The organism is Halomonas sp., assembly GCF_029263665.1.
Classification (GTDB): domain Bacteria; phylum Pseudomonadota; class Gammaproteobacteria; order Pseudomonadales; family Halomonadaceae; genus Halomonas.
In genome coordinates this window covers 30,494-44,630 of sequence record NZ_JAJUFQ010000011.1, presented here as the reverse complement: position 1 = coordinate 44,630, position 14,137 = coordinate 30,494, and the positions used below count along the sequence as shown (strand labels likewise).

Below are 14,137 nucleotides of genomic sequence, written 5' to 3'. Positions count from 1 at the left end.
TGTCGAAGGCGTCTTTTTTATGCCGATCACACATGTGAAGGAGAGGAAAAGCGCCGTCGTTGATAAGGCCTTATTGATAAGAGATTACTGATAAAGAGCTTGCTGATAAGAGCTTGTTGGTAAGACCTTGTCGGTAAAACGGTGTTGGTAATACATTGTTGGCAATACATGGATAGTGTTGACAGCAAAGCTGAATGATCCGCCGCACGTCGCGAACTAGCCTAGACAACACTAAACATGCATTGTGTGGAGATGTTTCCTATGCGCGACCATTCTATCAACGACCACTCTCTCAACGGCCACTCTCTCAACGGCAAGGTGGTACTCATTGCTGGTGGGGCCAAGAACCTGGGAGGGCTGCTGGCCAGAGACCTGGCCAATCATGGCGCTAAAGCGGTGGCCGTGCATTACAACAGTGATGCCTCGCGAGCTGCGGCGGAAGAAACTCAGGCCGCGGTGCAGGAATTGGGCGCAGAGTGTGAACTATTTCAAGGGGATCTGACTCGAGCCCAGGCAGTCGCTGAGCTGTTTGATGCGGTCAAGGCCCGCTTTGGCAAGGTGGATGTCGCGATCAACACGGTGGGGATGGTGCTCAAGAAGCCAATGCTGGAGATCAGCGAAGACGAGTATGACACCATGTTCGCCATCAACGCCAAGAGCGCCTTCTTCTTTCTCAAGGAAGCAGGCCGAGTGCTGGAGGACCACGGACGGATCGTCACGTTGGTGACATCGTTGCTGGGGGCTTTCACACCGTTCTACTCCACCTATGCCGGTGCCAAGGCGCCAGTGGAGCATTTCACCCGCGCTGCCGCCAAGGAGTTCGGCGAGCGTGGTATCTCCGTGACGGCAGTAGGGCCGGGGCCCATGGATACGCCATTCTTCTATGGTCAGGAAGGTGAAGATGCCGTGGCTTACCACAAGACGGCTGCCGCATTGTCTCCTTTCAGCAAGACCGGCCTGACGGATATCGAGGATGTGGTGCCGTTATTGCGTCATCTGGTGACCGATGGTTGGTGGATGACGGGACAGACGTTGCTGCTCAACGGTGGTTACACCACCAAGTAAGCCAGGTCATCACTGCGCCATCCCACGAGCATCATGGATGGCACATGGCACCGGGGAGCCTGTAGCTCCCGGTGTCGTTGGTGCTGTAGATGTCGTTGTAGATACCGCTGTTGTTCCCTTCCTTTCACTGTCCATTCGTTTCCTGTCAGTACGTTATGGCCAATGCTGGCTATGATGATGCTATGCGGGCGCCGCCTGCCAGGGAATCGGAACGAGGGGCATCATGAGAAGCCTGTTGATCATTGCCATGGGCATTATCCTCTTGGCATTGCTGCTGTGGCGCTATACCGGCGCCAAGCGACGGTCCGCCATGTGGATCTTCAGCCTGGTGTGGCTGGGGGTCTGTGGCTGGAACCTGAATCTTGGTCTGTCGCATGGTTATGCGCTGGGAGAAGAACTGCTGGTGCATGCCTTTGTGTATGGCATTCCGGTGGGGTTGGGATGGTGGCGGGTAAAAGGTTGAAGAGGACTCAAGACCGGTGAGAGGGGCGTGATGGACCGAACTGAACAGCTGCGGGCTTTTCTGCGTGTGGCAGAAATGGGCAGCTTTACGCGTGCGGCCGATGTCCTCGACTGGCCCAGGGCCACGGTATCCTTGGCGATCCAACGGTTGGAAAGTGCCTTGGGTGCACGCCTGTTGCACCGCACTACCCGGCAGGTGCGACTGACCCAGGATGGTCAGATACTGTTGCCCCGGGCTCAGGCGCTGGTGGCGGATATCGAGGGCCTGGAAGCATTGTTCCAGGAGCGGCGGGAAGCAGTGGCAGGGCGGCTTTCGGTGGATGTTCCCAGCCGTGTTGCACGCCGCCTGATTGCTCCGGCATTGCCGCAATGGTTGCAGCGCCATCCACGCCTCGATGTGGTGCTGGGGAGCTCCGACCGACACATTGACCTGGTGGCGGAAGGCATCGATTGTGCGTTGCGCTTCGGAGAGCTGAGCGACTCTAGCCTGGTGGTGCGTTCGCTGGGGCGAGTTGCCATGGTCAACTGTGCCAGCCCTGACTATCTTGCCCGCCATGGTTGTCCTGAGCAGCCGGAAGATCTACGAACAGGACATCATATGGTGGGATATGGCTCGCCAGACAGTGGTCGGGAGCAAGCCTTCGACATTGCCGTGCAGGACCAACAACGTGAGATCGTACTGTCCAGCAGGGTCTTGGTGAATAACGCCGAGACCTATATTGCCTGCTGTCTGGCAGGGTTGGGGATCATCCAGGTGCCGCGCTATGATGTTTCTGAGGCGCTGCAACAGGGCCGTCTGGTCGAAGTGCTGCCCGCCTGGCAAGCTGCCAGTATGCCGGTGTCGCTGGTGTATCCCAATCGACGCCATCGCACCTCGCGCATTGATGCTTTTGCCGAGTGGTTGTCTGAACTATTGGCCCCGCATGTGGAAGTCTGAGGTTTCGGCCAATGAGCCATCTAGCCTGTCCGGTCATTGAAACAAGATCCTACCCCGATCACGTGCTGAGTGATCGCCATGAGTTTCACCAGCTGCTGTTGGGTGTCAGTGGCGTCGTGGAACTGGAAGTGGATGGGCGAGCCGTGCGTGTCGGGTCTGGTGTCGTGGCCCCGGTTGCCAGTGGTGCCATGCACCATTATCTGGCCCCTGGCGACAACGATATCCTGGTGCTGGATCTGCCTCAGGCCTGGTGCCAGGAACTGGCTCTGGAGAGGCTGTTCACATCATCCGTCGGTAGCGGATGGCGTCTGCCTCCTGCGCTTGTGAAGGAGGCATCGAGGCTGTCACGGCATACGGCCCATAGCGCATCTGCCACCCGCGATGTACCCAGCAATGAGACACTGGTGGGTTGGCTGAGCGCAGTGGACCGTTACCTGGGCGTATCTGGGAGCAAAGGGAGCGCACCACCACGTCTGCGTCTGTTGCGACTGTTGCCAGCGTTACGCGCGGATCTGGCTTATCCCTGGAAAGTGGCAGAGATGGCGGCCATGTGCCATCTGGCGGAAGCGGTATTTGCGCGCCAGTTTCGTACATTGACTGGGGTAGCGCCTTATACCTGGCTGATGCGGGAGCGCTTGGCTCTGGCCCGGCAGCGCATGCAGGACTCGCTGGCATCCCTGACCGACATTGCGCTGGCTTGCGGCTTTCATGACAGTGCCCATTTCTCTCGTTCATTTCGTCAGCAATACGGCTGTTCGCCGCGCCAGTGGCGCGCTCGACGACAGAAATGAGAGACAGGTCAGGATTCGACAAGTCTGGTCGCGCTTACTAGAGCACACTCGGGTAAACGTTCGTGACAGGGGAACCCGAGATGTCATCTACTTCAACCGAAGGTGATGTCAGCCAGCATGCAGACCGCGGTATCCAGCACCGCAGTGCCCAAGCTCAAGGCGCCCGACACCGCGCCACTCAAGCTTCAGGCGCCCAACGCCGCGCCACTCAAGCTTCAGGCGCCCAACGCCGCGCCACCTTGATCGGCGCCTCCACGGTACTCAACTGGGCATTGCTCGCGGCATTGACCCAGTTGGCGGGGCCGGTGCCGCCGTTTCTACTGACTTCGCTTGCCTTCGCCATTGCGTTCATCTGCTTTGCCGCCTATCTAGGCGTCCGCGGGGAGTCGCTGTTTGCTGCCATGCGCCAGCCGCCACGTATCTGGCTGTTGGGTGTGGTGGGCTTGTTCGGCTACCACGCACTGTATTTCGTTGCCCAGCAGAATGCGCCGCCTGCCAATGCGGGGCTGATCAGCTACCTATGGCCTTTGCTGATCGTGCTGTTCGTGGCGTTGTTGCCGGGTGAGCGCCTGCGCGCCATTCATGTGGTGGGGAGCCTGCTGGGATTCTGTGGGGCAGCATTGCTGATCGGTGGAGACGTGGATGCGGGTGGCAGCACATTAGGGTATCTGGCAGCTTTTGCCTGCGCCTTTCTATGGAGTGGCTATTCCGTGTTGTCCCGGGCGACGAGCCATGTGCCTACCGCTGCGGTGGGTGGCTTCTGTCTGGCCACCGCAGTGCTAGCAGGAGTGTGTCATCTGGCCTTCGAGACTACTCGCTGGCCTGAAGGCATTGCATGGCTGGGTGTCATTGGGCTTGGGCTCGGGCCGGTAGGGAGTGCCTTCTTTACCTGGGATATCGGCGTCAAGCGTGGTGATCTGCGCCTGCTGGGGCTGCTGTCCTATTTCACCCCCTTGCTTTCGACCCTGGTCCTGGTCGTGACGGGCTATGCCCAGGCCACCCTGTGGCTAGGGCTGGCGGCATTGCTGATCACGCTTGGCATGCTCATTGGAAGTGGCTGGCTGGGGCGGCTGTGCAGCAGATAGACACGCTATCGACTGGTGGCATCGTCGGGTGCCAAGGAGCTGCGAGGCCCTCAGGATTCCTGCAACTGCTCCCGGGGCCGCAGTTCTCACCCCGAGGAGGAGGGCTTTATACCGTTGCTGGTAGCTGCTGGCGCTGGGGGAGGTGTGCCAGGACACAAGCTGTTCGAAAGTGAAGTGATCGGTAGCCTGCCGTCAGCTTTTTGGTTCGGTGGGTCATTGTCCTCGCGCAAGGTGGGGATAGCTGGCCTAGCATGAAAGTGCTGACGGCTATTGTGCCGTATTACTACAACAAGAGGGCATACCTACCATGTTTAAACACATCAAATTTCAATACATCAAAATGCTGCTAGGCCTTGTTCTGACAATAGGACTGTCGATAAGCAGTGCCAGTGCTCAGGACATGGCCTTTTTCCGTATCGGTACCGGTGGTACGGCCGGTACCTATTATCCGATAGGTGGCCTGATCGCGAATGCTATCTCCAACCCTCCGGGTTCCCGGAGTTGTGAAGAAGGTGGCTCCTGTGGCGTGCCTGGCCTGGTGGCCACGGCAGTTGCCTCGAATGGTTCGGTCGGCAATATCAACGCCATCATGGGTGGCACTCTGGAAAGCGGCTTTGCCCAGGCCGATGTGGTGACCTGGGCGCAGACCGGTACCGGGATATGGGAGGGCAAGCCGGCGGCGGACAAACTGCGCATGATTGCCAATCTATATCCCGAAAGCCTGCATCTGGTGGTCAGTGCAGAATCAGGAATCGAGAGTGTGGAAGACCTGAAGGGCAAGCGTGTGTCACTGGATGAGCCTGGTTCGGGCACCTTGGTAGATGCACGGATTGTGCTGGAGGGTTTCGGACTCGGCGAAAAGGACATTGATGCTGAATTTCTCAAGCCTGATCAGGCGGCAGATCGGATGCGCGATGGTGCCATGGACGCCTTCTTTTTTGTTGGCGGTTATCCTGCCGGTGCCATTGCGGAGCTGGCCAGCCAGCATGATGTGAGGCTGATCCCGATAAGCGGGGAAGGTGCCGATGGCATCCTGGAGCAATACAGCTTCTTTACGGCAGATAACGTGCCTGCAGGTACCTATGAAGGCCAGGATGCTGATGTGGCAACCCTTTCCGTGGGTGCGCAGTGGGTGACCAGTGCAGACCTGCCTGAGGAACTGGTCTACAACATTACCCAGGCGCTATGGAACGACAATACTCGTGCCTTGCTTGATGCGGGACATGCCAAGGGCAAACTGATCCAGTTGGACTCAGCCACCTCTGGCGTCGGTATTCCCTTCCATCCAGGTGCCGAGAAATTCTACAAGGAGGCTGGTGTCCTGCAGTGACAGGCATTGCTCACTGGAATGTCGTGCATGGGAAGGGCTGATTGATGCAGTGCTTCCTTTAAGTCACGTATTCGAGACGAGCAGCAAGGCAAGGCGCCGTCCGGCGCCTTGCCTCAGCAACTGACGAGGCACAAGATGCAGGCGCCAGATGATAACGACAAGAAGGCGGATGTCAGTGGATTGAAGCAAGTGCAGCCACAGGAGCTGGAAGCCCGGTTCGATCCAGAGCAGCGCTTTCGCAAGCTTGGCAGGGCACTCACTATCTTTACCAGCAGTGTGTTGTTCCTGCTGGCGTGTTACCACTTCTATACCGCTGGTTTCGGCATTCCACGGACAACTTTTCACCGTGGACTGCATATGGCGGTGACCTTGGCACTGGTCTTTTTCTGCTTTTCCGCTTTCAGCAGACGCGAGACGCGACCAGGCTGGTGGGCGCCCATGGGCCTGCCCCTGCTGGATTGGGTGTTGGCTATTGCGGCGGCCGTCACGTCATTGTATGTGCCATGGATCTATGACCAGCTGGCTTTCCGGGTCGGCAATCCTTTACCCATCGACATTGTGATGGGCACCATTCTCATTCTGGTGTTGCTGGAAGCCGTGCGCCGCTCCATGGGCTGGCCATTGCCCGTCATTGCCATCCTGTTCATGTGCTATGCCTATTTCGGGCGGTCGTTTCCGGGCATTTTCGTGCATCCCGGGGCGGACTGGCCGGACCTTGTCAATCATCTATACCTGACGTCTCAGGGCATCTACGGTACCGCACTGGGCGTCATTTCGACTTATGTCTTCCACTTTGTTCTGTTCGGTGTCATGGCAACCCGCGTCGGGCTGGGTCAGCTGTTCATCGATGTGGCGTCAGCCGTGACCGGGCGCTTTGCTGGTGGGCCGGCCAAGGTCTCCGTTGTGTCATCTGCCTTGCTGGGGTCCATTTCCGGCTCCTCGATAGCCAATACGGTGACGACAGGTGCCCTGACGATCCCAGCCATGGCCCGGATTGGCTATCCACGCCACTTTGCCGCTGCAGTAGAGGCAGCGTCGTCCACCGGGGGGCAGATTACTCCCCCAGTGATGGGTGCAGTGGCGTTCTTGATGATCGAGTATCTCGGCATGCCACTGACCACCATCCTGCTGGCGGCTATCGTTCCTGCGTTCATGCATTTCTTCGGTGTCTTGCTGCAGGTGCATCTGGAGGCTCGCCGCCTCGGGCTGAGAGGATTGACCAAGGAAGAATTGCCCAATGCCTGGCAGGTGATTCGAAAGGGCTGGCTATCGATCATTCCATTGATTCTGCTGATGGTGATGCTGATGCGCGGGCGAACCCCCTTCCTGGCGGCGTTCTGGGGCATCGCGGCCTGTATGGGTGTGCTGGTCATCCAGTCGGTTCAGGCGCATGGCGTCATGGCTGGCTTGAAGGTGGCGGCCATCGGTGTCTGGGAAGGGTTCATTCAAGGCGCGAGGCAGTCCTTGCCGATTACGGCGGCGGCAGCGCTGGTGGGCATCATCATTGGCGTAGTGACGCTTACCGGCGTGGGTTTCAAGATTGCTTATATGGTCACTGGCCTGGCCAGTGGCTGGGCATCAGCCGTGCATGATCTGCTCACCGTGCTTCCCTTCGAGGTGATGGGAATACCGACGCTCACCTTGCTGTTCACACTCATGCTGACAGCCGTCGTCTGCATTCTGATGGGCTGCGGCATTCCGACGACAGCCAATTACATCATCATGGTGGCCGTGGCAGCACCGATATTGGGTCTGCTGGGCGTACAACCGCTGGTCGCGCATTTCTTCGTGTTCTACTACGGAGTGCTGGCGGATGTGACGCCACCGGTGGCACTGGCTGCCTATGCTGCATCGAGTATTATCGGGGCCAATGCCTTCAAGGCGGGCAATACCGCCTTCCGTCTCAGCATGGGCAAGGCCCTGGTACCTTTTGTCTTCGTATTCTCGCCTGCCTTGCTGATCGTGACACCCGAGTTCACGGTTCAGGCATTCTTGCTCGCCGCCGGTGGCGCGATGCTGGGCATCCTGTCCTTGTCTGCTGCCATCACCAACTGGTTGCGCGGTCCTTTGTATGCGATGGAGCGAGTGGTGCTCGCGATAGCGGCATTTCTGCTGATTGCTCCCCATATGACCTCTACCCTGATGGGAATAGGAATATTGGGGGCCGTGACGTTGCGTCAGGTGGCGATGCCGCGAAAGAGCAAGGGAACGTGAATCAAGTCAGGAGAAGGAAAAGGCTTTGCACCAATGGCAGACTATGGTCGCGAGTCTGTGCCAGCCTGGGCACAAGTTGTAAGGTCCATTACCACGGTACGACAGAGAGCCATCGATCACCTGATGAAGGCGGTCGAGCCATGGTATTCCAGCAGCGATCCCTCCAGTGAGGCAGGTGTCCTGCGTATCCAAGATTAGGGACGGTTCTCATGTCACAGAGTCATATTGCCCAGACCAGTCAGACATTCCACAAGCTCGCTGTTTATAGCCTCTTTGCTGCACTGACCGTGATCTATCTCTGGTTCGGTGGCATGAAATTCACCGACTACGAGGCTCAGGGCCTGGTACCTCTCGTGTCGAACAGCCCATTGCTATCCTGGATGTACGGGCTGTTTTCCGTCAGAGGATTTTCCAACTTTCTCGGTGTCGTGGAAATCTCCATTGCACTATTGATTGCTGGCCGGTTGATCTCACCGAAGCTGTCAGCACTGGGAGGGCTGTTGTCCTGCGGCCTGTTTATCACGACCCTTAGCTTCATGGCATCTACGCCAGGAGTATTCGAAGCTCAGTTGGGCTTTCCAGCGATCAGCGTGGTTCCAGGGCAGTTCCTGTTGAAGGACATCGGATTGCTCGCGGCATCTTTCCTTGTGTTGATGCAATCACTGGCCGATCTCTCTGAACGGCGTCAAACAGCCCACACCATCCAGGAGAACGACATCGACAGGCGTGTTTCGGCCCATTGATCAAAGCAGGTTCTTGAACTCATGTACCTGCATCAGGGGCGACTGGCTCGTTATCCAAGGTGCCTCAAACCAGGGGCTGCAGGACCAGGCTCTCTGCCAATGGCAGGACATGGTCGCGAGTCAGCGCTGCAAGAGGGAGCTGACGCGCTTCCTGCGGTGTGGCCCAATGCAGTGTCTCGATCTCCGCAGCCGGTGACAGCTCGCCTGTCATGGTCACGTTGAACAGATGTGCGTGGACGCGATAGCCAGGCTCATTGGCCGCTGGGGCAAAGGCTTCGCACAGATAGTGGATCTGGGCCGGAGTACCGCCGAGCTCTTCCTTCAGTTCCCGGCGTAGTGCTGCCTCTGGTGTTTCGTCAGGCTCGATCTTGCCTCCGGCCTGCATGAAGGCCTGGGTGCCACGCTTGCGTACCAGCAGCAATCGCCCCCGCCCATCGAGGATCAGGGCGGCGGCGATGTGCAAGGTGCGAGTGGCAAGGGTATCGGAGGTTGCCATCAATGGTACTTACCCATTACTCGAGTGAAGCGCACAGGAGGGCGATAGACCTCACCTTCCTGGACGCGGTCGGTGGCTGGACGAGCCTGCCAGCCGCGATACAGTGCCCAGCGCTTGAGGGCATCCAGGTTGAGGTGAGGGTGGCTCTCATCACGCGGGTCGTATTCCGGTGACGGAAAGGCATGAGCCAGGTGCTCATAACGTGCCAGGGCGCGTTCGCCATCATGGGCGGCCAGGGCCTGGTCCAGAGCCGACTGCCAGGCTCTGGGGTCACGCTGAAGACGATGGTGGGATACCGGCATAAGTCATTCCCTCTTCAGTTGGGCACTGTATGCAGTCGGTGACATGACAAGCCGCAGACAGGCCATTTTCGTGGCTAGGTTACCGCTGGTGAGACGCTTGCCTTATACGTACTTTCCGTTATTCGTGCTTCTGACGCTGCCTTTCCTCCCTGATCCTGGTGGTGTGGTTAGTCCCAGCTCAGAGCGCCGCCGACCTGATATTCGGTGACGCGGGTCTCGAAGAAGTTCTTCTCCTTGCGCAGATCGATGATCTCGCTCATCCAGGGGAAGGGGTTCTGGGCACCCGGGAATTGTTCCTTGAGCCCGATCTGAGCCAGACGGCGGTTACAGATGAAGTGCAGGTACTCTTCCATGATCGCAGCATTCATGCCGAGCACACCGCGAGGCATGGTGTCACGGGCATAAGCGATTTCCAGCTCAGTACCTTCGAGGATCATCTGGGTGACTTCGTCCTGGAATTCAGGCGTCCACAAATGCGGATTCTCGATCTTGATCTGGTTGATCATGTCGACGCCGAAGTTCAGGTGCATGGATTCGTCACGCAGAATGTACTGGAACTGCTCCGCGACACCGGTCATCTTGTTGCGGCGACCCATGGACAGGATCTGGCTGAAGCCGCAGTAGAAGAAGATGCCTTCGGTGACGCAGTAGAAAGCGATCAGGTTGCGCAGCAGTTCCTGGTCGGTTTCCGGGGTGCCGGTGTTAAAGTCCGGACGCGATAGCGACTGGGTATGCTTGAGGCTCCAGGCAGACTTGGCTGCAACCGACGGCACTTCCCGGTACATGTTGAAGACTTCGCCTTCATCCATGGCCAGGGACTCCACGCAGTACTGATAGGCGTGGGTATGGATGGCCTCCTCGAAAGCCTGACGCAGCAGATACTGGCGGCACTCGGGATTGGTGATCAGGCGATAGACGGCCAGGACCAGATTGTTGGCCACCAGCGAATCGGCAGTGGAGAAGTAGCCCAGTGAACGCTCGACGATGCGGCGCTCGTCCGGCGTCAGGCCGTCCGTGCTTTTCCACAGCGCGATATCCGCGTTCATGTTCACTTCCTGGGGCATCCAGTGGTTGGCACTGCCATCCAGATACTTCTGCCAGGCCCATTCATACTTGAACGGCACCAACTGGTTGAGGTCCGCGCGGGCATTGATCATGCGCTTGTCGTCGACCTCGATCCGGGCCGCACCCATTTCCAGTTCCTCGAGGCCCGCGGCAACATCCAGCTCTTCCAGAGCCTGGCGCGCACGTGCCAGACGATCTTCTTCGGCGGCCTTGTAGTTACTGGAAGTGTTACTGGAAGTGTTACTGGAGCTGTTACCAGCCGTACTTTCCTGTACGGCTGCAGCATCCGGCTCCACCGCGGGTGCCGGTGCTTTGGTAACGGCAGGCTTTTCGGCGACGCTGGTATCGTCTTCGTGGAACTCGTCCCAGTTGAGCATGTAAATATCTCCGGTTCATGATGACTGCGAGCTTCGAGCTTCGAGCTTCGAGCTTCGAGCTTCGAGCAGTCTCATTGCAGCTCTGTATTTAGGCGGCTCGCGATGAGCAGAGCCGCCATTCCTGTTTGATTACTGGCAGGCTTCGCAGCCCAGCTCGTCGATCTCTCCGGCGGAAGGTGGTCGCTGGCCGCCCTTCCCCTTGAGGAAATCATCGATGCCACGCGGCTCGGGTTGCGCCGAAGAAGGGGCCGCTGCCGGCGCTTCAGGGGCAGAGCCATTGCTTACGGCGTTGAGCTTGCCGCGGTTGACCGTGGACTTCTCCACCGAAGTGGCACCCAGGGCACGCAGGTAATAGGTGGTCTTCAAACCGCGGAACCAGGCCATGCGATAGGTCACGTCGAGCTTCTTGCCGGACACGCCCTGAATATAGAGGTTCAGCGACTGAGCCTGGTCGATCCACTTCTGGCGACGGGAGGCCGCCTCGACCAGCCACTTGGGCTCGACTTCGAAGGCGGTGGCGTACTTGGCCTTGAGATCTTCCGGGATACGGTCGATGGGCTGTACGCTGCCGTCGTAGTACTTGAGATCGTTGATCATGACCTCATCCCACAGACCGCGTTCCTTGAGGTCGTTGACCATGTAGGCGTTGACCACGGTGAACTCGCCAGACAGGTTCGATTTGACGAACAGGTTCTGGTAGGTCGGCTCAATGGACTGGGTAACGCCACAGATGTTGGAGATGGTCGCCGTGGGGGCGATGGCCATCACGTTCGAGTTGCGCATCCCCTGGTTGCGTACCTTCTCGCGGATATGCTCCCAGTCCTGGGTAGTGCTGGTGTCGACTTCGATGTACTTTTCGCCACGCTCGGACTTGAGCTTGTCGACGGAGTCGATGGGCAGTACACCCTGGCTCCACAGCGAGCCTTCGAAGCTTTCGTAACGGCCGCGCTCGGCAGCCAGGTCGCTGGAGGCCTCGATGGCGTGGTAGCTGATCAGTTCCATGGAACGGTCGGCAAACGCCACGGCATCGTTGCTGGCGTAGGCAATGCCCTGGGCATAGAGCGCATCCTGGAAGCCCATGATGCCGAGTCCCACCGGACGATGCTTGAAGTTGGAGTTCTTGGCCTGTGGTACCGCGTAGTAGTTGATGTCGATAACGTTATCGAGCATGCGTACCGCGGTGCGCACAGTCTTCTTCAACTTGTCGCCATCGAGCTGACCATCGACCACGTGCTGGGCCAGGTTGATGGAGCCCAGGTTACAGACAGCGATCTCATCGATGCTGGTATTGAGGGTGATCTCGGTGCACAGGTTGGAACTGTGTACAACACCGGCATGGCTTTGCGGGCTGCGGATGTTGCACGGATCCTTGAAGGTGATCCAGGGGTGGCCTGTCTCGAACAGCATGGACAGCATCTTGCGCCACAGGTCCTTGGCCTTGACCCGCTTGAACAGCTTGATCTGGCCATTGCGGGTCATCTCCTCGTATTCCGCGTAGCGCTTCTCGAAGGCAACACCGTAGAGGTCGTGGAGATCCGGGCAGGTGGATGGAGAGAACAGGGTCCACTCCTGATCGTCGAAGACGCGCTTCATGAACAGGTCCGGCACCCAGTTGGCGGTGTTCATGTCATGGGTACGGCGGCGATCGTCTCCCGTGTTCTTGCGCAGCTCGAGGAATTCCTCGACATCCAGGTGCCAGGTTTCCAGGTAGGCGCAGACCGCTCCCTTGCGCTTGCCGCCCTGGTTGACCGCGACAGCCGTGTCATTGACCACCTTGAGGAACGGCACGACACCCTGTGACTTGCCATTGGTCCCCTTGATGTAGGAGCCCAGTGCGCGAACCGGTGTCCAGTCGTTGCCCAGGCCGCCAGCCCACTTGGACAGCAGGGCATTGTCACGAATGGCACCGTAGATGTGCTCAAGGTCGTCGGGTACGGTGGTCAGGTAGCAGCTGGACAGTTGGCTACGCAGGGTGCCGGCGTTGAACAACGTCGGGGTGGAAGACATGTAGTCGAAGCTGGACAGCAGCTCGTAGAACTCGATGGCACGGGCTTCGCGTTCATCCTCGTTGAGTGACAGCCCCATGGCCACGCGCATGAACATCACCTGGGGCAGTTCATAGCGCACGTCATCCTTGTGGATGAAATAACGATCGTAGAGGGTCTGCAGACCGAGGTAGGTGAACTGGTTGTCACGGTTGTGGTCCAGTGCATCGCCCAGGCGTTCCAGGTCGAATTCGCCCAGTCTGGGGTCGAGTTGCTCGAATTCGATGCCACGCGCCACATAGGCCTTGAATGCCGGCTTGTACAGCTCGGCCATGTCGCCGTGGGTGGCATCTTCGGCAATCTCGAGGAAGCTCAATGCTTCACGGCGCAGGTTATCCTGCAGCAGGCGGGCGGTAACGTAGGTGTAGTTGGGATCCTGCTCGACCAGGGTCCGTGCCGTCATCATCAGTGCCTGGGAGACACCATCGACGGACACACCGTCATACAGGTTCTTCAGGGAATCCTGGACGATCTTGTTGGGATCGACGTGCTCGAGGCCTGCGCAGGCGTCGAATACCAGTGTCTCGACACGACCCAGGTCCAGCGGGCGGACTGTGCCATCCGTATGGGTCACATTGAGGGTCGGATGGGGCTTGGCGATGCCACTGGCCTCGCGAGCACGGGTATGCTCTTCACGATACAGCACGTAGGCACGGGCGACTTTCTGCTCGCCGCTGCGCATCAGCGCCAGTTCGACCTGATCCTGAACATCTTCGATGTGCACGGTGCCACCATCCGGCATGCGGCGGACAAACGTCTGCAGGATGCTGTCGGAAGACTCCTTGACGAACTCGCGAACCCGAGATGATGTCGCAGCGTTGTCGCCTTCAACGGCAATGAATGCCTTGCTCATGGCCACGGCGATCTTGCCGGCGTCGAACGGCACCACATCCCCTGTGCGCTTGATGACACGCAGCGTCTGGGGGGCAGTGACGGAGACGGACGAGTGGTCCGGAGAAGCGAGTGTATCCATGGCGCCGAGGTTCCCTACCTGAATGTCGAAATAAGTCTCGAAGTAAAAATACCCACCTGAAAAACGGTGGTTGACAGTGTGAAGTGAGATTGCTAGAGGCACATGATATGGTGCCTCATGAGATTTCGAACACAAGATAGTGTGGTTTTGCCACCTCATCAAGTGGATAACTTTGTGGATGACCTTGTGGAAGAGATGTGGTCATCCAGAGGGCAACTTTTGCTTTTTTCATGAGGCCAGCAGTGGGGCGGC

General features: G+C 58.4%; 13 protein-coding genes. 9 read left to right on the top strand and 4 right to left on the bottom strand.

Annotation, left to right across the window (positions count from 1 at the left end):
* Window positions 1-261: 261 nt before the first annotated feature.
* The 9 genes from Q1K07_RS12415 to Q1K07_RS12375 all read left to right on the top strand — a co-directional run bounded on the left by Q1K07_RS12415 (window position 262) and on the right by Q1K07_RS12375 (window position 8,627).
* On the top strand, window positions 262-1,065 hold the full coding sequence (locus Q1K07_RS12415) for an SDR family oxidoreductase (protein WP_149286394.1): 804 nt from the start codon (window positions 262-264) through the stop codon (window positions 1,063-1,065).
* A 37-nt stretch (window positions 1,066-1,102) separates the two neighbouring features.
* Window positions 1,103-1,240 carry a hypothetical protein gene (locus Q1K07_RS12410; protein WP_300311255.1) on the top strand — a complete coding sequence of 46 codons (138 nt, stop codon included), beginning with the start codon at window positions 1,103-1,105 and terminating at the stop codon, window positions 1,238-1,240.
* A gap of 48 nt (window positions 1,241-1,288) precedes the next feature.
* Window positions 1,289-1,528, top strand: a complete 240-nt coding sequence (locus tag Q1K07_RS12405; protein WP_149286393.1) for a hypothetical protein — start codon at window positions 1,289-1,291, stop codon at window positions 1,526-1,528.
* A 30-nt stretch (window positions 1,529-1,558) separates the two neighbouring features.
* Window positions 1,559-2,464 (top strand): LysR family transcriptional regulator, encoded by a 906-nt coding sequence (locus Q1K07_RS12400; protein ID WP_300311389.1) that lies wholly within the window; start codon window positions 1,559-1,561, stop codon window positions 2,462-2,464.
* A gap of 11 nt (window positions 2,465-2,475) precedes the next feature.
* Window positions 2,476-3,255 (top strand): AraC family transcriptional regulator, encoded by a 780-nt coding sequence (locus Q1K07_RS12395; RefSeq protein ID WP_300311253.1) that lies wholly within the window; start codon window positions 2,476-2,478, stop codon window positions 3,253-3,255.
* An 80-nt stretch (window positions 3,256-3,335) separates the two neighbouring features.
* Window positions 3,336-4,340 carry a DMT family transporter gene (locus Q1K07_RS12390; protein ID WP_300311251.1) on the top strand — a complete coding sequence of 335 codons (1,005 nt, stop codon included), beginning with the start codon at window positions 3,336-3,338 and terminating at the stop codon, window positions 4,338-4,340.
* Between the two features lie 307 nt (window positions 4,341-4,647).
* Complete coding sequence (locus Q1K07_RS12385; RefSeq protein WP_366945073.1) at window positions 4,648-5,670, top strand: TAXI family TRAP transporter solute-binding subunit; 1,023 nt, start codon at window positions 4,648-4,650, stop codon at window positions 5,668-5,670.
* A 135-nt stretch (window positions 5,671-5,805) separates the two neighbouring features.
* Window positions 5,806-7,884 carry a TRAP transporter permease gene (locus Q1K07_RS12380; protein WP_300311249.1) on the top strand — a complete coding sequence of 693 codons (2,079 nt, stop codon included), beginning with the start codon at window positions 5,806-5,808 and terminating at the stop codon, window positions 7,882-7,884.
* A 209-nt stretch (window positions 7,885-8,093) separates the two neighbouring features.
* On the top strand, window positions 8,094-8,627 hold the full coding sequence (locus Q1K07_RS12375; RefSeq protein WP_300311247.1) for a DUF417 family protein: 534 nt from the start codon (window positions 8,094-8,096) through the stop codon (window positions 8,625-8,627).
* 64 nt (window positions 8,628-8,691) lie between these two features.
* On the opposite strand, the gene Q1K07_RS12370 is transcribed toward Q1K07_RS12375, so the two are convergent.
* The 4 genes from Q1K07_RS12370 to Q1K07_RS12355 form a co-directional block, all read right to left on the bottom strand.
* Window positions 8,692-9,123, bottom strand: coding sequence for an NUDIX domain-containing protein (locus tag Q1K07_RS12370; RefSeq protein ID WP_300311245.1), 432 nt, complete (start codon window positions 9,121-9,123; stop codon window positions 8,692-8,694).
* Window positions 9,123-9,425, bottom strand: a complete 303-nt coding sequence (locus tag Q1K07_RS12365) for a hypothetical protein (RefSeq protein WP_300311243.1) — start codon at window positions 9,423-9,425, stop codon at window positions 9,123-9,125. Before Q1K07_RS12365 ends, Q1K07_RS12370 begins: the two co-directional genes overlap by 1 nt.
* A 167-nt stretch (window positions 9,426-9,592) precedes the next feature.
* A complete protein-coding gene (locus Q1K07_RS12360) occupies window positions 9,593-10,873 on the bottom strand; it encodes a ribonucleotide-diphosphate reductase subunit beta (RefSeq protein WP_366945074.1) in 1,281 nt (426 codons plus the stop codon).
* A 123-nt stretch (window positions 10,874-10,996) separates the two neighbouring features.
* A complete protein-coding gene (locus Q1K07_RS12355; protein WP_300311239.1) occupies window positions 10,997-13,885 on the bottom strand; it encodes a ribonucleoside-diphosphate reductase subunit alpha in 2,889 nt (962 codons plus the stop codon).
* Window positions 13,886-14,137 lie beyond the last annotated feature (252 nt).